The organism is Lysinibacillus sp. JNUCC-52 (assembly GCF_015999545.1).
In the GTDB taxonomy this organism is placed as follows: Bacteria; Bacillota; Bacilli; order Bacillales_A; family Planococcaceae; genus Lysinibacillus.
This window is the reverse complement of the sequence record NZ_CP065546.1, coordinates 3,827,669-3,850,164: the sequence shown is the minus strand read 5'-3', so window position 1 is coordinate 3,850,164 and position 22,496 is coordinate 3,827,669. Positions and strand designations below refer to the sequence as shown.

The following is a 22,496-nucleotide window of genomic DNA, read 5'->3' as shown; positions in this document are numbered from 1 at the left end:
ACATATGTATTTTAAAAAACTTTCACTTCTTGTACCGCTAGCAAGTTTAAGTACGACAGCAGGTGTTATCATATTATTAGCAAGATGGATTAGTGGTAATTTTTTATTATCCTCCCCATCTGCACTTATTTCTTATGGTTTTATGGCGGGTATTTGCTATACAATTGCAACAGCCATTTCGTTTATCGTTCTCGGTTCTTTTTTAAATAAAAGCGGCTATTCTCAAAGCCAACACCAACAAAGTTTTTTGATGGTGAGAATGCATGAAAAACTAAGTGGAATCAATTTAAAAGTCATACGGCTGTTTTACTTGCTTACAGGCATTGAAATTTGGCTCATTCAATTCATTAGTATTAGTGTATTATCAACTATTATGTTCAATATACCAGTGCCAATCACTTTAGCAATGTTTCTAGTTGGCATGTTAGTATTGGACCGTTTCATGTCTTTAAAAGGGATATTATGGCTAGATACGTTATTTATTATACTGTTATTTTCTCTACTCATTTTTATCCCTATTTTTTATTTTGTGCAAAATGGAGCAAGCACTGTTTATGAAGGAATTCGTTTATACCATCCATATTTATTTTACTTTAAAAACAGCGAAATCCTGTTGTTTTATGTTGTCATCCAATTAGCTATTTTAGGACAAGTGCTGTTTGATAAATCGACTTGGTATTTAGTTGCCTTTATTAAACCTAAAAAAGTACGCCGAAGCTTATTTTCTTCAGGTGTCGTTTTAGCTTTATTAACGTTATCCTTTACAGCAATCTTAATGATTGCCCTGTATAGTGGCTCATACGGCCAATTTCAAATTTTAGTGCTCACTTTTTTATATGAGGTCCAGCCAGGTTTTCTTACATTTGCTTTTCTTGTAATTACGATTTTGGCAATTGTGACTACATTAATTGTAGAAATGCGTGCAACAAAACACTTCTTTTCTACACGTAAACCCTATTATTACTATTTAATAGGCTTAATGGTGCTATTATTTAGTCTATTTTTATCCATTAAAATAACGATTTTAGGCGTAATATATTGCTTTGCCTTTATCCATATTACAATGTTACCGTTTATCATTATTCTACTATTTACAAAGAGAACGATTCATAAGCATAGCTGGTTCGCCATATTGCTCTCTATTATGATTGGCATTATTGTTGGCCTCTATTTTAGTGCTTTATACGGTCTAGCCGTAAGCTTTATCATCTCTTGCATTTATCAATTCATGCTTCAGCAGGCTAGACGTTTTCCATCAGCAGACGATTAGCCAATTCATTTACATATCATGCTAAAAAAGATGGTTCGCCAGCTAGCGAACCATCTTTTTTCTATTATTGAACCCAAATGATAAAAGCGGTAAATACAATAAGCAAATAGGTTGTTGTTGTGACCGCTACATAATGTCTTTTTTCATGTCGTCCAAAATAATATTCGGTTGCTACATTAATTAATGTTAAAGTAATAATTAACGTAAAATCTGCAGCAATATATATAATCCAACCTTTTAAATTAAATATAGTAATTGCAATAATATTAATGACCTTAAACGTAAATACCACTCGCTGATGATTAACACTTACATACTTCGGCTCTTTCGGGATGTTAAATTTCCAACGAACCGCTCTTTCAGTTATCCAAGCACCCAGAATAATAACACCAATCCATAGGAGAAATACGGTAAAGTTAAATGGATCTTCCTTGAAAAGGAAATTTGTAAATTCGATTACAGCTTGCTCATCATTAACCTGATAAAAGGTATTTGTCTGTATATCGAGAAATGCAAGTTGCTCCTTATCCTTATTTTTAAACATTTTCACCTTTACCGTTTGCCCATTGTCAAACGCTACCCATACATCACTCACTCCATAGTAATCATCATTCTTCTGTGCTACAACGGCATTTTGAAGTACGTTCTCAATTAGTTTAGTTTCAGTCCCTTTTGTAAACTCTTGTTGCCCTATTACCCAACCTATTCTTCCCACGTTAATCCTATCTTCATCCCAATTTTGTACGATGGACAATTGTTGTATTTCTTCATTTTGTGCTAGTTCAACAATTGAAGCATGCTGAACATACTCTGTTCGTTGCCACGGTCCTACAGCGATTAAAAAAAGCAACGTTACTATTGCGCCTACTATAATTGTAGGGTACTGCCAACCACCATATTGTTTGTGCCGATGATGTTGCTCCGTACGATGTACAATACGCTCCTGTAATGCTTTCGTAAAACGTGGTGCTTCTCCTATTTCCTCATCCAGCTTCTTTTTAAAAGATGTCATCTCCAAGCACCTCCCAATCGCTTCGTTCGAGTTTGTCTTGTAGCATTTGCCTTGCTCTACGTAACCTTGTTTTTACTGTATTTTCAGTACAACCAAGCACATCTGCTATTTCACGCACTTTTAATTCCTGATAATAATAAAGAATTAACACTTCCCTATAACTTATGGGTAGCTCAAATAAAGCTGCTTTCAACGTCACTCGTTCATCGGCTTTGATGAGATCTATTTCTGGAGTACTTTTACTTACACCAAAATGAAGCTTGCCAAATAATTGATGGCGTTTATTTTTCCAGCTTCTTAAATAATCATGACTTTTATGTACTGTAATTTTTACTAAATAGGTTTTAAGCGAAGCTCTTTGTTCAAAGCGATTCTGTTGCAAGTAATAGGCGAGAAATACATCTTGCACAATTTCTTCAGCAATCGACCAGTCTCGCACATATAAATAAGCCACACGTAGGCAATATTCGCCGTGCTCTTCCATTATGGCTGTTAAATGCTCACTCACGAGAGCCCCCCCTTTTCCACTCATCCTATAGTCGTAAAATCTTTTAAGATAGTTTCACTAAAATGAAAAAAAGTGCCCATTTTTCAGGCACTTTTTTCTTAAGTATACTTTGTCAATTGTTAAAGTCTCAACGCAAGTCGTTAAATTTTAAAATGATTGATAGCATCAAACATTTTTTTAGAGCTGTTTTCTAGCTCTTCCACGACTGACTCTAAATCATGGACAATCGTCATTTGTTGGTCTGAAGCCTGTGCAACACTTTCTGCACGATTTGCATTCATAATAATGACATTATTCATTTGTTCAGCAGATGCCAATACTTCCTCTGAGCTTGCTGACATTTGCTCAATAATAGCAGAGTTTTCTTGTATTTCTTGGTTGACGCTTTGCACAGCTTGTAAGATCATCACTAATGCTTGGCCAATTTTGCCTACTTCTTCACTACCATCTTTCACACTTGTAGCGCTAGTCTGCATCTCTTCCAATGCCTTTGTTGTCGTAATGCTAAAACTTTGTAATTGATTTTGAATGTTTTCAGCTGAAACACGAGACATTTCAGCTAATTTTCTTACTTCATCAGCGACTACGGCAAACCCCTTACCTGCCTCACCTGCACGGGCTGCTTCAATCGCCGCATTTAATGCTAGTAAATTAGTTTGATCTGCAATACTTGTAATAACAGCTACCATTTCTTCAATAGAGCGGAATTGCTTACCCATTTCTGTAACATGATCTGAAGTTGCTAGAACAGATTTCTCAACTTGATGAATTTTAAATACAACATTTTCAGAATCTGCCACTCCCGTTTGTACACGATCCGTAATATCGTTCGATGACTCCGCCACATTCGATGTAGCGTCTGCCATACGTTGAATGCCTGATACCATTTCCTCCATCGCACGAACAACTTCTTCATTGTTAGCACGTTGCTGTTCGCTACCACTTGCAATCGTCACAATACTATTTGCCACTTCACTGTTCGAACTACTTACTGTTCCCGTCGAAGAATGAATATTATCAATGGCTTGTTGTAAATTAAGAGCAGTCCCATGAATCAAATGGAATGTTTCCTTTAATTTATACATGGATTGTGTAAATGCTCTGGCAAAAGCAGAAATTTCATTGTTTCCTGCTACTTTAATTGCATCTAAGCCTTGTTCAGCACTGCGAATATCTCCATCAGCAAATTGCTCTGCTACATCTTTTAAAACAACAAGAGGCTGTAATAAGCGATTTGTATAAAAGCGAATAATACCAATTAAAATTACGCCACCAATTAATAAAATAATAACAATATAAGGAATCGTATGTTTTAACACATCGCTTTGAACAGCCTGCACATCATTTGCCATCATATCTACACCGACAAAGGCAACCGTATTTCCTTCACTATCTTTTAATGGGGTAATAGCTGACATTAGAGACCCGTATGTTTCACTTTTTTGTATTGCTGAATAATAGCCATCTTGATCAATAGCCTTTTGACCATCTTTATATGTAAGAACCTCAGATGGGTCCCCCATAGCGCCAGCCATTTCTTCATCTAACGGTAAACCGTCGACTAAAAATTTCAAATTTTCACCCTCTGTAGGTGGATATAAAACATAAGCATATAAAAGACCATTATGTATACGTAATGTATTTAATTCTTCACGCAAATCTTTATATAACGTTGACTTATCATCATCAGAATCAATTAATTTTTTATATGATTCCACATCTACAAGTGAGGCGATAGTTTGTGCTTTCGATACGCCATCACGACCTATTGCTCCTTCAACTGAATTATTCGTATTCATATATAAAATACCTATCACTAGTCCTACAATAAGGACTACCACAATACTAGCGAACAATAATACCTTATCGCTCAATCTCTGTGATTTTTTCATAAATATTCTCCTTTTCGCATCATTTTCATTACTATATACATAGAGAATTTTAACCTTTATTAACGCCAAAAGATACATATTTTGCTATAAAAATCTAAATTAATATCTTTTTTACCTATGTTTTGTCAAATCATGTCGCATTATCTCCAGACTTACTATTAGAAATTGGCGAAAAAAAACCGTGATTTTACGCTAATAATAAGCGTAAAATCACGGTTCTTCCTTTTATTTATTTAACAACGATATTAACAAGTTTACCTGGAATTACAATAATTTTTACCAAGTCTTTACCAGCCATGTATTCTTGTACTTTTTCATCAGCTAATGCTACTTTTTCAATTTCTTCTTTTGAAGCATCTTTTGCAACGATGATTTTTGCACGCACTTTACCTGCCACTTGAACAGCCACTTCTACTTCATCGTCTACTAGTTTAGACTCGTCGTATGCTGGCCATTGTTCGTAAGATAATGTTGCATCATGACCTAACAGCTGCCATAGCTCCTCTGCGACATGTGGTGCAATTGGTGCTAGCATTTTTACAAATCCTTCAGCGTAAGCCGTAGGAAGTACTTCTGCTTTGTAGCAATCATTAATGAATACCATCATTTGTGAAATAGCTGTATTGAAACGAATACCTTCATAGTCTTCTGTTACTTTTTTCACTGTTTGGTGATATGACTTTTCTAGGAACTTATCGTCTGAATGTTGAACTTTCACTGATAATGTGCCGTCTTCCTCATTAACAAATAAACGCCAAATACGATCTAAGAATCGACGAGCACCATCTAAGCCATTCGTAGACCATGCAACGGAAGCTTCTAATGGACCCATGAACATTTCATAAAGGCGAAGTGTATCTGCACCATGAGACTCAATAATCTCATCTGGGTTCACGACATTACCTTTTGATTTAGACATTTTTTCATTACCTTCACCAAGAATCATGCCTTGGTTAAATAATTTTTGGAATGGTTCTTTCGTGTGAACTACACCTAGGTCATACAGTACTTTGTGCCAGAAGCGTGCGTATAGTAAGTGCAATACTGCATGCTCTGCTCCTCCAATATAAATATCGACTGGTAACCAACGTTTTAATAACTCAGGATCAGCAATCGCTTCTGTATTGTTCGGATCAATATAACGTAAGAAGTACCAGCTAGACCCTGCCCATTGAGGCATTGTATTTGTTTCACGGCGACCTTTCATACCTGTTTCAGGATTTACAACATTTACCCAATCAGTAATATTAGCTAATGGTGATTCACCTGTTCCTGATGGACGAATATTATCTGTTTTCGGAAGCATTAAAGGTAATTCTGCTTCTGGTACTGGAGTTGTTGTGCCATCTTCCCAGTGAATCATTGGAATTGGCTCTCCCCAATAACGTTGACGAGAGAATAACCAGTCACGTAGACGATAAGATATTTTTTTCTCACCTACACCTTTTTCTTCTAACCATTCAATCGTTTTCGCAATACCATCTGCTTTGTTTAAACCATCAAGGAAGTCCGAGTTAATGTGCTGACCGTCACCTGTGAACGCTTCGTTGTCGATGTCGCCACCTTCAAGCACAGCTACGATGTCTAAGCCAAACTCTTTAGCGAATTCATAATCACGTTCGTCATGAGCAGGAACAGCCATAATAGCACCAGTGCCGTACGTCGCTAATACATAATCAGCAATCCAGATCGGCATTTTTTTACCGTTAATAGGATTCACTGCGTACGCTCCAGTAAATACACCTGTTTTTTCTTTAGCTAAATCAGTACGTTCTAAGTCTGATTTCATTTTTACTTTTTCAAGATACGCCTCTACAGCAGCTTGTTGTTCAGCTGTTGTAATTTCAGCCACTAGTTTATGTTCAGGCGCAAGTACTGTATAAGTAGCACCGAATAACGTATCAGGACGTGTAGTAAATACCGTAAAGTTTTTATCTGTTCCTTCAATGCCAAAAGTTACTTCAGCACCTTCAGAGCGTCCAATCCAGTTACGTTGCATATCTTTAATCGATTCTGGCCAATCAACTTCTTCTAAATCATCGATTAGACGATCCGCATAGGCAGTAATTTTCAGCATCCATTGTTTCATTGGGCGACGTTCTACTGGATGTCCTCCACGCTCTGATTTTCCATCAATGACTTCTTCATTGGCAAGCACTGTTCCTAATGCAGGGCACCAGTTTACAGCCACTTCATCTACATACGCTAAGCCTTTTTTATATAATTGAATGAAAATCCATTGTGTCCATTTGTAATAGTCAGGATCTGTTGTGTTGATTTCACGATCCCAATCATAGCTAAATCCTAGCTCTTGAATTTGACGCTTAAATGTTGCAATATTTTTTGCTGTAAATTCTGCTGGATCATTTCCTGTATCTAAAGCATATTGCTCTGCAGGTAAACCGAATGCATCCCATCCCATTGGATGTAAAACATTAAAGCCTTGCATACGTTTGAAACGTGAAAGGATATCAGTTGCTGTATACCCTTCTGGATGCCCTACGTGAAGTCCCGCTCCTGATGGATATGGGAACATATCAAGTGCATAAAATTTCGGTTTATCCGTTTCATTTTCTGTTTTGAATGTTTTGTTGACATCCCAATATTGCTGCCACTTTTTTTCAACTTGTTGATGATTAAAGCTCATACTATTTCCTCCTTATATATGTTCAATACCACTTATCGTAAGAATTGACAAAATATTTAAAAAATAAAAAAACTCGCCCCTTCCTTTGTCAGAAAGGGACGAGAGCATTCTTATCTCCCGCGGTACCACCCAAATTAGTGATTACACTCGGCTCAAGCTTCCTTAACGCGGAAATGACGGCACACATAACACTTATGTACGCAGACTCAGCAGGCGAGTTCAATTTGCATCCCTACTAGCTTCCACCAACCGCTAGCTCTCTAAAAAGAACCACAAATTTACTATTCCTCATCATTGTCTTTACATGTATTGCATTTATTCTAATGGAAAGTGCATAAAAGCACAAGCCTCTTTTTATCGGTGCCTGACACGCACACAATTCTCACACAATTAGCTAAAAAAATTATTTCCTATGATTTTTGGATAGCGTTGTAAAATTCCAGCCTTTTTTCGCTAAAAAAATTAAAATATTAGGTATTTTAGTGATTTTTGTACATTTGACGTTATTGATCTTCATTTTTATGCTAAAGAAAACGACAAAGGAGGTAGTATTGTGTGCCAAGAAAAAAACGACTTTGGTCTCCACATCATTATAATCACGTCGTTATGCGTGGTAACAATCGTCAAATGATTTTTTTGAATGTTGCTGATTACGATGCTTTTTTTCGTATACTGCAATATGCTTATCAAAAACACACTTTTAGCATTGTCGCTTATTGCCTTATGTCTAACCACTACCATCTTCTGATTCAGTCAAAGGATGTTCCACTAGGGAAATTGATGGCGATCATCAATTGGCGTTACAGTAATTACTTTAAAAAGAAATATCAATATTGCGGTCATCTGTACGAGAGTCGCTACTTTGCAGATCTTGTTCCCTCACAACTAGATATGCTCAGTGTTAGCCGCTATATCCACCGCAATCCTATTTCAACAGCTCCACCTATTGTTGACAACATGGAGGATTATCCATATAGCTCCTATCATCACTATAAACATAATACATCACCAGATTACCCATTTCTTAATACGAGTATTCTCAAAAATTGTATACTTCAAACCTCACAGTTTCACTCTCCATGCTATTGTCAATATTGCGAGGTTCAACAAAACGAGTAATTGTTTTTGCAACACAAACTAAAAAAAGCTCCACATGAAAATTCATCATGTGGAGCTTTTATTCAAACCAACTTCAATTGTCAGAATTTTTTCTGTGCCTGTCACTCGAGGGTCGCTTGAGGAAAGGTCTACACATTCACGGAAGGCAAAATGTTTGCATCCGTAGCATTTGTTCATATCCAAATCCTTCAATGCCCTGTTAATAGCATCGCCTGTATGTTCATAGAAATTATCTTTTCCAATTTGATCGTATAGACCATTTCGTAACAGTGCCCCTTTTAATTCTTCATGGATACCCGTTACTAACACAGTGCCACCTTGCATTTTAAAGCTTTCAACAATATTGCTAAAATAGGACTCCCCAGTAGAATCCATAAAAGGCACTTTACTCATACGCAAAATTAAAACTTTTGGATGAACTTGCATTGAATGTAGCAATGTTTGCTCAAATGTTTGTGCTGCACCAAAAAATAACGGTCCTTCAATTGAATAAATACTAATTTGAGGGCAATCATGCTTTTGATTGACAACATGCGGCTGTACTTTGCCATTGTTTTTTGTATGGTCTGGTAAAACCTTATCTACAACCAACTTTTCACTCATTCGTTTAACAAATAACACAACTGCCAAACCAAGTCCTACTTCTACAGCTACCGTTAGGCTAGTGAAAACCGTAAGTAAAAATGTAATCATTAAAACGAGCGAATCTCCTGATTTCGCTTTCACAATATGTGCGAAATGCTTCCGTTCACTCATATTCCACGCAACGACCATCAAAATTGGTGCCATACTAGCTAACGGAATATGCGATGCAAAAGGTGCCAATAACAACAGCGTTACTAATACAAAAACACCATGAATAATACCTGACATCGGGGATGTTGCACCCGTTTTTATATTTGTTGCCGTACGCGCAATGGCCCCTGTAGCAGGAATTCCACCAAATAAAGGTGTAATGATATTCGCTATGCCCTGCCCTACTAGCTCACGATTGCTATTATGCTTACTATTTGTCATACCATCCGCAACGACCGCCGATAAAAGAGATTCAATCCCCCCCAACATAGCGATGACAAATGCTGGCCCTATTAATAATTGCAATCGCTCTAACGTAATTTCAGGTATTTTAATCTCTGGTAATGTATTTGGTATTTGACCGTAAGCTGTAGCAATTGTTGCAACTTGTCCCGAAAAAAAGAAGCTAGCAACAAGCGTCGAAACTACAATGCCTACTAATGGGCCAGGTACTTTCGGAAAAACTTTCGGTGTCACTAGTATCATTACAAGACAAATGATCGCTATGAAAATACTATAATAATTTATTGTACCGATGTGCAGAAAGAGCTCTTTCATATTTGCGATAAAATATTCATGCCGCGTAATATTGGTCAGCCCTAAAAAATTTGCAATTTGTCCCGTAAAAATAATAACCGCAATACCAGCAGTAAATCCGATCGTTACAGGACGTGGAATAAATTTGATAAGAGTGCCAAGCTTAAAAATGCCCATTAAGCATAGCAGAACACCCGCCATTAACCCTGCAATCAATAGATTTTCATAGCCGTATGATAATACAATTCCTAATAAAATGGGCACAAAAGCACCAGTAGGTCCACCAATTTGATATTTCGAACCACCAAATAGTGAAATCAGTATGCCTGCAATACATGCTGTATAAATACCGTACTCTGGTTTTACACCAGAAGCTATGGCAAATGACATTGCTAAAGGAATTGCAACAATACCAACAATAATTCCAGACAATAAATCCTTTTTAAAATGATCAGCTGAATACCCTTCATACCGCCCCGTAAACAGTGATTTCATACAGTAATCTTCCCTTCGAAATAATAAATTCTTTGAATCCAGACCGTGTTTCTTTCATACTAGGCTGTTTTCTAAGGGGGAATAAAAATATGACCCTATATCATCTCTTCATCATTTTCACTGACGGTCATTTCTTCTAATCTTGAAATTGTATGAATTAAATGGTTGTTAAAAATGTCTTTGGCAACACGCAGCAACTCAACAATCATCGGATCACTTAAAGAATAATAAACTTTTTTCCCTTCTTTCGTGCCATACACAATATTTTTTGCCCGTAATACACTTAGTTGCTGTGACACCGCTGAGCCCTCTTTTTCAAGACAACTTTGAATCTCGTTCACACTTTTCTTACCATCCACCAATAATTCAAGAATTCTAATTCGTAACGGGTGTGCTAAAGCTTTAAAAAAATCGGCTTTAAACTGTTGTAAGCCTTCTTCCACATTAATCCCCCCATTATTATATTTACATATTCAAATATTTGAATATGTATGATTGTATCTTTTTGTGAGGTTGATTTCAATCCCAAAAATAAAAAGCGAATGATTTACATTCGCTTTACTAAAAACAGTCTTTAATTTTCAGAATTGTTTGCGTGCCTGCCACTCGAAAGTAATGGTCGGTCATACATTAAACATGGGAAGATACCTATTAATACGATGACAACTAAAATAGAAACAAGCGCAATCATACCAAACTGATCGACCATTATCCCACCAAATAAAGGACCTATCATACGGCCAGCTGTTGCCGCACTATTAATAATTCCTTGGTAGAAACCTTCGCGCCCTTTTGGTGCAAGCTGATTCGCGATGGTTGGTAACGCTGGTGTATAAAACATTTCGCCAAATGTTAATACGACCATTGCAGCTGCAAACATTTTAAAATCTTCAGCAAATGCTATAATTCCAAATGATGCTGCTATGAGCGTAATACCAAATACTAGCTGTCTCTTTATTTGATGCTCCCAACGTCTCACAAGTGGCGCGATTAAAGGTTGCCCAACGACAATTAGTAGTCCATTTATAGTCCAAAGTAAACTATATTGTTTTAATCCTAAACCTAAATCTTGCGTATACGATGAAATCGTCGCACTCCATTGTGAATACGCAAGCCAGCATAATACGGAAGAAATACTTAAAATTAATAGCGCGTAAAATGGTGCTTTATTTGTAATGCGTTTACTCTCACTTACTACATTTTTCAGTGCAATATTTTCTGAATCTATTCCTCTAAATGTAATCAACGCTATAAAGAAAAATAAAATATACATTGCTAAATTGACAACAAAGACATAATCAAATTGATAATCTGCAACAATTCCAGCTAATGCGGGACCAACAGCAACCCCAACATTTTGTGCTAAATAAATCGCATTGAACGCTTTACGTCCGCCCTCAGGCCAAGCAGCTCCTGCTAGTGCAAACATACCTGGAAATACAATGCCTCCACTAAAACCAAGTACGGTTAAAAACCACACATAATGAGGCCAGCCATGCCAAATCGTTAAGCCGACTAACGAGGCAACTGTTAAAAGAATACCTAGCATAATAGACTTGTAGCCACCAATTCTATCAAATAAATAGCCACCTAAAAGATTCCCTAACACACCTGCAGCTGAATTTAACATTAAAATAAAGCCAGCCATTGCTAGTGACTTTCCTAAGTAGTCATGCATATAAATGGCATTTAAAGGCCATAAAAAAGAGTTGCCCGTCGTGTTCACAAGCATACCGATAATTAAAAACCAAACACTTTTTGGCATATTCTTGACCTCCATTATTTCGTTTCTCTAAATAGCTAGTTTATGCTGAAAAATAAAAAAGTACAAGGAAAATAAATTTACCTTTTCTTCATAAAATATTCCTTTTTTGAATATACATTTTTCTGCATTGCGCTCTGGCTATAACCGAGCTATATGTACTTTCCTCTCGACTAGAAATACAGTGGTTATTTAAGTGAATAAACTTGCAATGCAACTACACTTCCATATTAAAATTCTTATCCATGACGGAACCTGACACACATGATAAAATATAACGTTAGAGGAGTGAAATACATGACAGAAATAAACTTTCCTTTTCCCACAGAGGGGAAAAGATATTATACATGGAATCGATATTTACGGGATCAGTTCGGCCACAAAGTATTTAAAGTAGCGCTCGATGCAGGCTTTGATTGCCCAAACCGTGATGGTACCGTTGCATTTGGGGGTTGTACATTTTGTAGTGCTGCAGGGTCAGGAGACTTTGCTGGTAATAAGGTAGACCCAATTGATGTGCAGTTCGCCGAAATCCGTGACAAAATGCATCAAAAGTGGAAAGATGGCAAGTATATGGCTTACTTCCAAGCGTATACAAATACCCATGCACCGCTGCCTGTTTTAAAAGAGAAATTTGAAGCAGCATTAGCACAAGAAGGTGTAGTAGGACTTTCAATTGCGACACGTCCAGACTGCCTACCAGATGATGTTGTAGAATATTTAGCTGAACTAAACGAACGGACTTATTTATGGATAGAACTTGGACTTCAAACAGTTCATGAAAAAACAGCAAATCTCATTAATCGTGCACATGATTATGCAACATATGTGGAAGGTGTTGAAAAACTGCGTAAACATGGGATTCGCGTATGTTCTCATATTATTAATGGTCTGCCACTTGAAGACTATGACATGATGATGGAAACTGCCCGCGCAGTTGCTAAGCTCGATGTCCAAGGCATTAAAATTCATTTACTTCACCTATTAAAAGGGACACCAATGGTCAAACAATATGAAAAAGGTATGCTAGAATTTTTAGACCAGGATGTTTATACAAAATTAGTAGCCGATCAGTTAGAAATCTTGCCACCCCAAATGGTTATTCATCGTATAACAGGTGATGGACCAATCGATTTAATGATTGGACCGATGTGGAGTGTGAATAAATGGGAAGTACTAAATGGGATTGATGCGGAATTAGAACGACGTGGCAGTTGGCAAGGTAAATTTTATAATGCTGAGGTAACAAAATGAAGCTTCAACGAGTTTTACAATATGCTCAGCATTTATTAGTAAATACGATACAAGAAGGCGATACAGTTGTAGATGCCACAGCAGGAAATGGTCATGACACATTATTTTTAGCACAGCTTGTTGGTGATAACGGACAAGTGTATGCTTTTGATGTGCAAAAAAGTGCTGTCGACGCTACTTTGCATCGTCTGCTAGATAACGCGTTAGAGCATCGCGCCCTAGTGCTACATACTGGGCACGAAAATATTAACAAACATGTGCAAAAGCCAGTAGCTGCTGCAATTTTTAATCTTGGCTATTTACCTGGTAGTGATCATGATATCGTGACAAAACCGAATACTACGATACAAGCGATTAAAGATTTACTACAACTCCTTAAAATCGGAGGCTTAATTGTCCTTGTTATCTACCATGGTCATCAGGGTGGCAAAGAAGAACGAGACGCGGTTATTGAATTTGTCAGTCATTTACCACAAAAAAATGTACATGTGTTAAAATACGAATTTCTAAACCAACAAAACGATCCACCATTTATTATTGCCCTAGAAAAAATGAAAGACTTACCTACCGATTAACGCCTGATACAAAAGCCCGAACTTGAAATTTTGGGCTTTTTTTCAGAATTAAAAAGAATTATGATGGAATACTTTTTAATAAAGAAAATACTGTTTTTATATAACTTTAGCTAGATGTCTTATATGATAGCATTCTACTTATTCATCAAATCATAGACAAAAGACATTAAACAGGTGACTCATGATATTTTTGTCAATTTTTTATCCTTTTGATATTGTACAATTGATTAGAGCTGAGGATTGGATACGAAATGTTTGGAGTGAAGGACGGACGACTCCTGCGGGAACTGCACAATAAGTAAGACGCGGGCATTCCGCGCGCTAGCGAGGGTTGCGGCTTACGTTGTGCCCGCGGAAAGCGACCGCCCGTAGTGGAAATCAACGGCAGTAAACCTCTCCTAGCAGATATATTTATAAGTGCGGTGCGATAATTGTACTGTATTTTAACTTTCCCTTCGAAAGAGCTTGTTGACCCCAGTTGATTGGAGCGAAGGGCGGGCGACTCCTGCGGGAAAGCACAGAACGTAAGACGCAACAAACCGCGCGTTAGCGAGGGTTGCGGCTTACGTGTGTGCCCGCGGAAAGCGCCCGAACGTAGCGGAAATCAACGGCAGTAGACATCTATTTTTATTTTAAAATGAAAAAAGACTGTAGGCAAACTCGAAATTTTTCGAGTTTGTCTACAGTCTGAAGGGTCCTCTCATTGAGAGGACCCTTTTTATCCATTATTTATTTTTTCGTTTATCATTGTAATCAATCCAGAAATCTGCACCTTTAATTCCTAGTTTACGAGGGTCAAATACAGGGTCTTTGCCCTCTTTTTTCTGTTTCTCGTAATCTTTTAATGCTAGAATCGCAGGTTTCATAATTATTAAGATAGCTATAACATTAATCCATACCATTAAACCTAAGCCAACATCCCCCATTGCCCATGCAAGGTCCGACGTACGAACCGTTCCATAAAATGTAGCAATTAAAAAGGCAATCTTAGCTATCCAAATAAAAATCTTTTCGGTTTGACCTGAGAATAAATAGGCCACATTCGTCTCCGCTATATAGTAATACGCCATGATTGTCGTAAATGCAAAGAAGAATAATGCAATCGCTACGAATTCTGAACCAATCCCTGGCAATGAAGTTTCCACTGCATATTGTGTATACGCAGCACCTTCTTTAATACTTTTCGCAAACGTAATTTGTTCGTCTCCTGTAAGACCGTTTTGATTAAATTCCCCAACGTAAATAAATGGATCTGTACCTTCAGTAGCATTTTCATTCTGAACATTATACATACCTGTAAATAAAATCATAAATGCAGTAGCTGAACAAACTAATAATGTATCAATGTACACAGAAGCTGCTTGCACAATACCTTGTTTAGCGGGATGCGAAACTTCTGCAGCTGCAGCTGGATGCGCTCCAGTTCCTTGACCAGCTTCGTTTGAATAAATCCCACGCTTAACCCCCCAAGCGATTGCTGAACCAATAATACCCCCAAATATTTCTTGTGCACCAAAAGCACTAGAGAAAATTAAAGAAAATACAGCAGGTACTTGAGAAATATTCATGAAAATAATAACAATTGCCATTAAAATATAAGCTAAAGCCATGAACGGTACAACAACTTGTGCAACATTTGCAATCGATTTAACCCCACCGAAAATAATGGCACCTAATAATACAATAATAATAATTCCTGTAATCCAAGGATCCATTCCGAAAGCGTTTTCAACAGCAACAGAAATTGCATTTGATTGAACGCCAGGCATTAATATTAACATTGCAATTAACGCAGCAATCGCAAAAATTACCGCAAACCACTTTTGCCCCATACCTTTCTCAATGTAAAAGGCTGGACCACCACGGTATTCGGTATCTTTCTCTTCTTTATAAATTTGTGCTAATGTCGACTCAACATAAGCTGTCGCAGCACCAATGAAGGCAATTGCCCACATCCAAAAAATTGCACCAGGCCCCCCCATTGCGATTGCAGTTGCCGTACCAGCAATATTACCTGTACCTACACGGCCTGATAATGCAATCGACATTGCCTGGAAAGAAGAAATTCCTTTTTCCGATTTTTCTCCTTTAAACATTAAGACGAACATATCCTTAATGAGTCTTACTTGTAGGAACCGTGTAATAATCGAAAAGAATAAACCAATCAATAAAATACCATAAATAAACCACGGTCCCCATAAAATACTGTTCAGAAAACTTACAATACCTTCCATTTTACCCCTCCCAAAATATGAATATTCTTACTTTAAGACATTATAGTATTACATTTTTCTGAAAATTACAACATTATTTTTAAGTTACTATACATCTTATTCAACAATATTTTTCGAAGGGGAAACATTCTATTGAATTATATATCCAATTCTACGCAAGGCATTATTAACAAAATCTCGGATATAGACAAAAATCTCTTCACGCTCTATTTCATGGAATAGATTATGGTAGCATTTTGCCCATTCCTTAAATTGGAATTCTGCAAACTCTTGCTGATGTAGCCAATTACGTGTTTGTCTCGTTTCCGTAATACTATCTTTTTCGCCAGTCATAATAAGCATAGGCGTATTCGGAAATTCTGCTTTAGGCATGACGGCTAAATTGCGCATCATTTGCTGGAGTTCGCGATACCACTTCACTGATATAACTGACTTAAAAGGAAACTCGTCCCTCATTTCCTCTCTGCCTTCAATACTGCGCGTTAATTTGTCAAAAGAAATATCGTGTGTCATTTTAACACTTGCCGTTAAAGCACTTAAGCTAGTTAATGCATTTGATAACTTACCAGGCTGTAGTTTCAAATGTAGCCAAGGCGAAGTTAAAACAATACCTGCACATTCATATTTTCTCTTATGCATTGTATGCAATAATAACGTTGCTCCTAGTCCATGCCCTATTAAAAACACTGGCAAATCATATGAAAAAGCATTTTCAATTAAATGCCTTGTATATTTGTTATACTCTTTAAAGTCCTCATCATGGACTCGTGATAGTTTTGCATTTGCCCCATGATTTGGTAAATCCCCCATGACTACGTGGAAGCCTTCCATTCTGAGTTTTTCAATAAGCCATGCGTACCAACGGTGATTTTCATAAGCACCGTGAACAATAGCAATCACAGCCTTCGCTTGTCCATCAGCTTCCCATTTCCACATTCACATAGTCCTCCTAATTAAATAGTTACACACTGATTATAACGAAATATTCTCGTCATTATAAAATTATATTTGCATAAAATTGCGCATTTGATACGATAATACTACATCAAAGAAAGAAAAGAGGCGTTTAGCATGATTTATCCGTTTAAAGACAAGACCCCTAATATCGATCCATCGGTTTTTATTGCTGACTATGCAACCGTTACTGGTGACGTAACGATTGGTGCCGAAACCACTATTTGGTTTAATACTGTTATTCGAGGCGATGTATCGCCAACAATAATTGGTAAACGAGTAAGCATCCAAGATCTTTGCTGTCTACATCAGAGTCCAAAATATCCATTAATAATCGAAGATGAAGTAACAGTTGGACACCAAGTAACTTTACATAGCTGTACAATTCGAAAAAATGCATTAATAGGTATGGGATCAATCGTGTTGGATGGGGCAGAGATAGGAGAAGGTGCTTTTATTGGTGCGGGTAGTCTTGTACCTCCAGGTAAAGTCATTCCTCCTAATTGCTTAGCATTAGGTCGTCCAGCAAAAGTCGTACGTGAATTAAATGCTGAAGATAAAGAAGACATGGAACGTATCGTTAGAGAATACGCCGAAAAAGGTCAATATTACAAATCTCTTCAAAAATAATGGATGCCCTAAATACGAGGGCTGCCGATATAGGCGTAGGTGCTCTTGTAAAAACACATTTATACAGGATAAAAAATAAATTCGCGATTTCCTTCCAACTGTAAACGGAAAGACGCGAATTTTTTTGCAATCATTTACGCCTATCCATAATTGCCGTCCAGATTTTTTGTATGCTTGACAAGCTCTTCAAAAATCTGTAACTTGCTTCAGCATTCAAACCCAACCTTTAAACGTGAGGTATGAATGCTGAAGCAAGTTAGAAAGGGGCCATGAAGTAGCCCCTTTCCATTGCTTATAGACCTGCTTTTTCTCTTAAAGCATCTGCCTTGTCCGTATTTTCCCAAGGCACATTTAAATCTGTACGGCCAAAGTGACCATAAGCTGCCGTTTGTTTATAAATTGGGCGACGTAGATCAAGCATTTTAATAATGCCTGCTGGACGTAGATCAAATAAATCGCGAACCCATTTTACGATATCGCTTTCGCTTACTTTTCCTGTACCAAATGTATCTACTGCGATTGATACGGGTTGTGCTACACCAATGGCATAAGCAAGTTGTACTTCAGCACGTTCTGCTAAACCTGCAGCAACAATGTTTTTAGCTACATAACGCGCTGCATATGCAGCAGAACGGTCCACTTTTGTAGCATCCTTACCAGAGAATGCTCCACCACCATGACGTGCATAGCCACCGTATGTATCAACGATGATTTTACGTCCTGTAAGACCAGCATCTCCTTTAGGTCCACCAATAACAAAACGACCTGTTGGGTTAATGAAATATTTTGTTTGAGCATCTAATAGCTCACTAGGTACTACAGGAGCTATTACTAACTCTTTTAAATCTGATTGAATTTGCTCTAATGTCGCTTCTTCATCATGCTGTGTTGAAATAACAATCGTATCGACACGGACTGGGATGTTGTGTTCATCATACTCAATTGTCACCTGTGTTTTACCGTCTGGACGTAAATATGCTAGTTCACCTGATTTACGAACTTCTGTTAAACGACGAGCTAATTTATGCGCTAAACTAATTGGTAAAGGCATTAATTCAGGTGTTTCGTTACAAGCGTAACCAAACATTAATCCTTGGTCACCTGCACCAATTGCTTCAATATCTGCATCAGTCATAGAACCTTCACGCGCTTCTAATGCTTGGTCTACACCTTGGGCAATGTCTGGTGATTGTTCACCAATTGCTACTAGTACTGCTAAGTTTTCAGCATCAAAGCCATATTTACCGCGTGTGTAGCCGATTTCTGCTACAGTATCACGCACGATACCTTTAATATCTACATAAGTAGAAGTAGTAATTTCTCCTGCTACTAGTACTAATCCTGTCGTTACAGTTGTTTCACACGCTACACGTGCATTTGGATCTTCTTTTAAAATGGCATCTAAAATGGCATCCGAAATTTGGTCACAAATTTTGTCAGGATGTCCTTCTGTTACACTCTCTGATGTAAACAATCGACGGTTTGTCATTTGGTTTTCCTCCTATTACTCTTACAAATAGCATTTGCGAAATTAATACGGTACTCATTACCCATGTCAAGTTCGCTCCTGAAGGATAGAACTTTCAAGCCGTTGTTGCTTTTAACATGAGGATTTCGAAAGATCCGTCATTATAATAAGGAAAGAATTGTATATACTTACCTTTACATTCATTATGAAAATAAAAAAAATCCTTTTCTCACGTCTTTACATGAGGAAAGGAATAATGACTTCGTAACCTTTCACTCTTATCGTTCAAGGGTTTTCCCCTTGCATCAGGTTGGCACCAGCGCATGTCGTGAAATAGTTCATGCAGGTTGCCGGGTTTCACAGGGCCTGACCCTCCACCAGCTCGGGATAAGAGTATCCGTTCAATTCCTCATCTTACGTAAAAGGTCGAACGTTGTCAATTATTTTATGACTTTTTGTTGAAAGTTATTTAAAACACGAAAATAATTTTTGAATTAGTATAGATTATTAAAGCAATTGTGTTATACTATTTTTGAAATTAAGAAAAACTCCCTCAAACTCAAGGGAATATTATAAAAAAGGATGGTATTTAATCGATGAATTCAGTAGAAATTGCAAACGAACTGAAGGAATTATTAAACGGTGGGAACATTAACGTTCAACTTTCAGTACCACAATTAGCGGAAAAAGCTACATCTCGTGGTGAGGCAATGTTAACAGTAGATGGCGCAGTTCGTGCAGAAACTGGCAAATACACTGGTCGTTCACCTAAAGATAAATATACGGTAGAAGAAGAAAGCACAAAAGATAAAATTGACTGGGGTAAAGTAAACCAACCAATTTCTTCGGAAGTGTTCGATAACTTATATGTAAAAGTAGTTAAATACTTAAAAGAACGTGACGAATTATTCGTATTCAAAGGTTTTGCTGGTGCTGACAAAGATTCACAATTAAGCATCCAAGTAATCAATGAATATGCTTGGCACAATCTTTTCGCCCATCAATTATTTATCCGTCCAACACAAGAAGAATTAGCTTCTCATGTTGCTGAATTCACAGTTATTTCAGCTCCTAACTTTAAAGCGGATCCAGCTATCGATGGTACATCTTCTGAAACTTTCATTATTGTATCACTTGAAAAGAAAATCATCCTAATCGGTGGTACTGAATATGCTGGTGAAATGAAAAAATCTATTTTCGGCATTATGAACTACCTACTACCACAACAAGGCATCCTATCAATGCACTGTTCAGCAAACGTAGGTGAAGCTGGCGATGTGGCATTATTCTTCGGTTTATCTGGTACTGGTAAAACAACTTTATCAGCTGACCCTGCCCGCAAATTAATCGGTGACGATGAGCACGGCTGGTCTGACAACGGCGTATTCAATATTGAAGGTGGTTGCTATGCAAAAACAATTAACCTTTCTGCTGAAAAAGAACCTGAAATCTATAACGCAATCCGCTTCGGTTCTGTTCTAGAAAACGTAGCTGTAGATCCTGAAACTCGTGTTTGTGACTACGATGATGTTTCATTAACAGAAAACACACGTGTTGCTTACCCAATCCAATTTATTGAAAATATTGTTGATCCATCTGTTGCAGGTCATCCAAAAACAATCGTCTTCTTAACTGCTGATGCATTTGGTGTGTTACCTCCAATCAGTAAATTAACAAAAGAACAAGCAATGTATCACTTCCTAAGTGGTTTCACTTCGAAGCTAGCAGGTACTGAACGTGGTGTAACAGAGCCAGAGCCAGTATTCTCTACATGTTTCGGTTCTCCATTCCTTCCACTTCCAGCAACTGTTTATGCTGAAATGTTAGGTCAAAAAATCGATGAGCATGGCGCACAAGTATTCCTTGTAAACACTGGCTGGACTGGTGGCGAATACGGTACAGGTAGCCGTATGAAGCTTTCATACACTCGTACAATGGTACGTGCTGCAATCGATGGCAAACTGAACAATGTTGAAACGACACAGGACGCTGTATTTGGCTTACACATCCCTACAGCAGTTGAAGGTGTACCTTCAGAAGTTCTTAACCCTCGCGATGCTTGGGCAGACAAAGCTGCTTATGATGTAAAAGCTGCAGAACTTGCTGGTTTATTCAATGATAACTTCAAGAAATTCTCAAACGTTTCTGAAGCAATCACTAAACTTGGTGGTCCATTAAAATAATAATGCGACTAAGGGAACGATTTATTCGTTCCCTTTTTTTTACCCATTTCTATAAAAAATAATCTTCAAATGTTCATTTTTTGGATAGTATTGGAGGATACATATGAAAAAAAAATACAAAATACTAGTTGGCATCCTAGTATCATTAGTCGTGTTGTTTATTGGAGCTGGATTTATTGCAGGCAATTACTTTTATAACTTGGCGTTAAATCCGCAATCTGATAAAACAGCCGTTCTGGATGCCCCACATAATTTAATTGATTCTAATCCGAATGAAGTGAAAGAGAAAGAAGCTCGTGAAACATGGTTCAACAGTCATTACGAAGAGACAACGATTCCATCTTTCGATCAACTTAAGCTACATGCTTATTCCATTAAAAATCAAAATGATTCAAATAAATGGGCCCTAATCTTCCATGGATATTCAAGTGATGGTTTACAGATGACCAAGTATGCAAAACACTTTTACGACATGGGCTACAATATACTTATTCCTGATGCGAGAGGCCATGGCAAAAGTGAAGGAGACTATATCGGAATGGGCTGGCATGATCGCTTAGATGTCGTGTCATGGATTGACAATACGGTGCAATTAAATAATGATGCTGAAATTGTCCTTTTTGGAGTGTCGATGGGCGGCGCCACAGTGATGATGGCCTCTGGCGAAGAATTACCTAAAAATGTAAAGGCAATCATTGAGGATTGTGGCTATTCTTCTGTTTGGGGCGAATTTTCGTATCAGCTTAAAGCAATCTTCCATCTGCCTGCATTTCCAATCATGAATTTTGCTTCAGCTGTAACGAAAATCAAAGCAGACTATACGCTTGGTGAAGCCGATACAGTAAAACAAGTAGCTAAATCACAAACACCGATGCTGTTTATCCATGGTAGTTCTGACACATTCGTGCCTTCTTCAATGCTAGATGAAGTCTATGAAGCTGCCAATGTGCCAAAAGAAAAATTACTAGTTGAAGGGGCTGGACACGGTAGAGCTGAAAATGTCGCAGGAGCAACATATTGGGAAACAATTCAAGCCTTCTTAAGTGCCTACGTAAACGAATAAGTGCCTGTCACTCACACAATTCACTATACTAGTCCTATTTCTTACAACTAAAATAATAAAAATCCACGAACGCTTCTATGGTAACCAAATAGCGTAAG

17 protein-coding genes, 1 riboswitch and 1 other annotated feature are annotated in these 22,496 nt (G+C 37.6%); of the genes, 7 read left to right on the top strand and 10 right to left on the bottom strand.

Features of this window, described 5'->3' with window-relative positions; translation table 11 throughout:
- Positions 1 to 4: 4 nt before the first annotated feature.
- Positions 5 to 1,270 (top strand): permease, encoded by a 1,266-nt coding sequence (locus JNUCC52_RS19110; RefSeq protein WP_337980562.1) that lies wholly within the window; start codon positions 5 to 7, stop codon positions 1,268 to 1,270.
- Positions 1,271 to 1,334: 64 nt separating this feature from the next.
- Here the strand turns inward: JNUCC52_RS19110 and JNUCC52_RS19105 are convergent, their stop codons facing one another.
- From JNUCC52_RS19105 to leuS, 4 genes are all read right to left on the bottom strand, one after another.
- Positions 1,335 to 2,282, bottom strand: a complete 948-nt coding sequence (locus tag JNUCC52_RS19105) for a hypothetical protein (RefSeq protein WP_337980561.1) — start codon at positions 2,280 to 2,282, stop codon at positions 1,335 to 1,337.
- Positions 2,269 to 2,790 carry a sigma-70 family RNA polymerase sigma factor gene (locus JNUCC52_RS19100; RefSeq protein ID WP_337980560.1) on the bottom strand — a complete coding sequence of 174 codons (522 nt, stop codon included), beginning with the start codon at positions 2,788 to 2,790 and terminating at the stop codon, positions 2,269 to 2,271. The genes JNUCC52_RS19105 and JNUCC52_RS19100 overlap by 14 nt, the downstream gene beginning before the upstream one ends.
- Before the next feature lie 140 nt (positions 2,791 to 2,930).
- On the bottom strand, positions 2,931 to 4,682 hold the full coding sequence (locus JNUCC52_RS19095; protein WP_337980559.1) for a methyl-accepting chemotaxis protein: 1,752 nt from the start codon (positions 4,680 to 4,682) through the stop codon (positions 2,931 to 2,933).
- A gap of 229 nt (positions 4,683 to 4,911) precedes the next feature.
- Positions 4,912 to 7,329, bottom strand: coding sequence for a leucine--tRNA ligase (leuS, locus tag JNUCC52_RS19090; protein ID WP_337980558.1), 2,418 nt, complete (start codon positions 7,327 to 7,329; stop codon positions 4,912 to 4,914).
- 91 nt (positions 7,330 to 7,420) lie between these two features.
- Positions 7,421 to 7,633 (bottom strand) — a binding site (T-box leader).
- A gap of 251 nt (positions 7,634 to 7,884) precedes the next feature.
- On the opposite strand from leuS, the gene JNUCC52_RS19085 reads away from it, so the two are divergent.
- Complete coding sequence (locus tag JNUCC52_RS19085; protein ID WP_337980557.1) at positions 7,885 to 8,448, top strand: transposase; 564 nt, start codon at positions 7,885 to 7,887, stop codon at positions 8,446 to 8,448.
- 45 nt (positions 8,449 to 8,493) lie between these two features.
- On the opposite strand, the gene JNUCC52_RS19080 is transcribed toward JNUCC52_RS19085, so the two are convergent.
- From JNUCC52_RS19080 to JNUCC52_RS19070, 3 genes are all read right to left on the bottom strand, one after another.
- Entirely contained in the window at positions 8,494 to 10,275 is a 1,782-nt protein-coding gene (locus JNUCC52_RS19080; protein ID WP_337980556.1) for a SulP family inorganic anion transporter, read from the bottom strand.
- A gap of 95 nt (positions 10,276 to 10,370) precedes the next feature.
- Positions 10,371 to 10,718 carry an ArsR/SmtB family transcription factor gene (locus JNUCC52_RS19075; protein WP_173477616.1) on the bottom strand — a complete coding sequence of 116 codons (348 nt, stop codon included), beginning with the start codon at positions 10,716 to 10,718 and terminating at the stop codon, positions 10,371 to 10,373.
- Positions 10,719 to 10,849: 131 nt separating this feature from the next.
- On the bottom strand, positions 10,850 to 12,040 hold the full coding sequence (locus JNUCC52_RS19070; RefSeq protein WP_173477617.1) for an MDR family MFS transporter: 1,191 nt from the start codon (positions 12,038 to 12,040) through the stop codon (positions 10,850 to 10,852).
- Positions 12,041 to 12,334: 294 nt separating this feature from the next.
- Between JNUCC52_RS19070 and mnmL the strand changes: the two genes are divergently transcribed.
- Positions 12,335 to 13,291, top strand: coding sequence for a tRNA modification radical SAM protein MnmL/YtqA (gene mnmL, locus JNUCC52_RS19065; protein ID WP_173477618.1), 957 nt, complete (start codon positions 12,335 to 12,337; stop codon positions 13,289 to 13,291).
- On the top strand, positions 13,288 to 13,866 hold the full coding sequence (gene mnmM / locus JNUCC52_RS19060) for a tRNA 5-(aminomethyl)-2-thiouridylate-methyltransferase MnmM (protein WP_337980555.1): 579 nt from the start codon (positions 13,288 to 13,290) through the stop codon (positions 13,864 to 13,866). The genes mnmL and mnmM overlap by 4 nt, the downstream gene beginning before the upstream one ends.
- Positions 13,867 to 14,591: 725 nt before the next feature.
- On the opposite strand, the gene JNUCC52_RS19055 is transcribed toward mnmM, so the two are convergent.
- Both JNUCC52_RS19055 and JNUCC52_RS19050 read right to left on the bottom strand, forming a co-directional pair.
- Positions 14,592 to 16,100 (bottom strand): alanine/glycine:cation symporter family protein, encoded by a 1,509-nt coding sequence (locus JNUCC52_RS19055; RefSeq protein ID WP_173477620.1) that lies wholly within the window; start codon positions 16,098 to 16,100, stop codon positions 14,592 to 14,594.
- A gap of 129 nt (positions 16,101 to 16,229) precedes the next feature.
- A complete protein-coding gene (locus JNUCC52_RS19050) occupies positions 16,230 to 17,036 on the bottom strand; it encodes an alpha/beta hydrolase (RefSeq protein WP_173477621.1) in 807 nt (268 codons plus the stop codon).
- Between the two features lie 135 nt (positions 17,037 to 17,171).
- On the opposite strand from JNUCC52_RS19050, the gene JNUCC52_RS19045 reads away from it, so the two are divergent.
- The gene (locus JNUCC52_RS19045; protein WP_139860748.1) at positions 17,172 to 17,684 is read left to right on the top strand and encodes a gamma carbonic anhydrase; all 513 of its coding nucleotides are present in this window, start codon (positions 17,172 to 17,174) and stop codon (positions 17,682 to 17,684) included.
- A gap of 292 nt (positions 17,685 to 17,976) precedes the next feature.
- Here JNUCC52_RS19045 and metK read toward each other — a convergent pair whose 3' ends face one another.
- Positions 17,977 to 19,173, bottom strand: a complete 1,197-nt coding sequence (gene metK / locus JNUCC52_RS19040) for a methionine adenosyltransferase (RefSeq protein ID WP_139860749.1) — start codon at positions 19,171 to 19,173, stop codon at positions 17,977 to 17,979.
- 254 nt (positions 19,174 to 19,427) lie between these two features.
- Positions 19,428 to 19,546: riboswitch (SAM riboswitch) on the bottom strand.
- A gap of 202 nt (positions 19,547 to 19,748) precedes the next feature.
- Between metK and pckA the strand changes: the two genes are divergently transcribed.
- Both pckA and JNUCC52_RS19030 read left to right on the top strand, forming a co-directional pair.
- The gene (gene pckA, locus JNUCC52_RS19035; protein WP_173477622.1) at positions 19,749 to 21,335 is read left to right on the top strand and encodes a phosphoenolpyruvate carboxykinase (ATP); all 1,587 of its coding nucleotides are present in this window, start codon (positions 19,749 to 19,751) and stop codon (positions 21,333 to 21,335) included.
- A gap of 103 nt (positions 21,336 to 21,438) precedes the next feature.
- The gene (locus JNUCC52_RS19030; protein WP_337980554.1) at positions 21,439 to 22,398 is read left to right on the top strand and encodes an alpha/beta hydrolase; all 960 of its coding nucleotides are present in this window, start codon (positions 21,439 to 21,441) and stop codon (positions 22,396 to 22,398) included.
- Positions 22,399 to 22,496: the final 98 nt, after the last annotated feature.

Coding starts and splice junctions, on each gene's coding strand:
- mnmM (WP_337980555.1), top strand. CDS start 13,288: ATGAAGCTTCAACGAGTTTTACAATATGCTCAGCATTTATTAGTAAAT.
- JNUCC52_RS19110 (WP_337980562.1), top strand. CDS start 5: ATGTATTTTAAAAAACTTTCACTTCTTGTACCGCTAGCAAGTTTAAGT.
- leuS (WP_337980558.1), bottom strand. CDS start 7,329: ATGAGCTTTAATCATCAACAAGTTGAAAAAAAGTGGCAGCAATATTGG.
- JNUCC52_RS19080 (WP_337980556.1), bottom strand. CDS start 10,275: ATGAAATCACTGTTTACGGGGCGGTATGAAGGGTATTCAGCTGATCAT.
- JNUCC52_RS19045 (WP_139860748.1), top strand. CDS start 17,172: ATGATTTATCCGTTTAAAGACAAGACCCCTAATATCGATCCATCGGTT.
- JNUCC52_RS19050 (WP_173477621.1), bottom strand. CDS start 17,036: ATGTGGAAATGGGAAGCTGATGGACAAGCGAAGGCTGTGATTGCTATT.
- metK (WP_139860749.1), bottom strand. CDS start 19,173: ATGACAAACCGTCGATTGTTTACATCAGAGAGTGTAACAGAAGGACAT.
- mnmL (WP_173477618.1), top strand. CDS start 12,335: ATGACAGAAATAAACTTTCCTTTTCCCACAGAGGGGAAAAGATATTAT.
- pckA (WP_173477622.1), top strand. CDS start 19,749: ATGAATTCAGTAGAAATTGCAAACGAACTGAAGGAATTATTAAACGGT.
- JNUCC52_RS19105 (WP_337980561.1), bottom strand. CDS start 2,282: ATGACATCTTTTAAAAAGAAGCTGGATGAGGAAATAGGAGAAGCACCA.
- JNUCC52_RS19070 (WP_173477617.1), bottom strand. CDS start 12,040: ATGCCAAAAAGTGTTTGGTTTTTAATTATCGGTATGCTTGTGAACACG.
- JNUCC52_RS19030 (WP_337980554.1), top strand. CDS start 21,439: ATGAAAAAAAAATACAAAATACTAGTTGGCATCCTAGTATCATTAGTC.
- JNUCC52_RS19095 (WP_337980559.1), bottom strand. CDS start 4,682: ATGAAAAAATCACAGAGATTGAGCGATAAGGTATTATTGTTCGCTAGT.
- JNUCC52_RS19055 (WP_173477620.1), bottom strand. CDS start 16,100: ATGGAAGGTATTGTAAGTTTTCTGAACAGTATTTTATGGGGACCGTGG.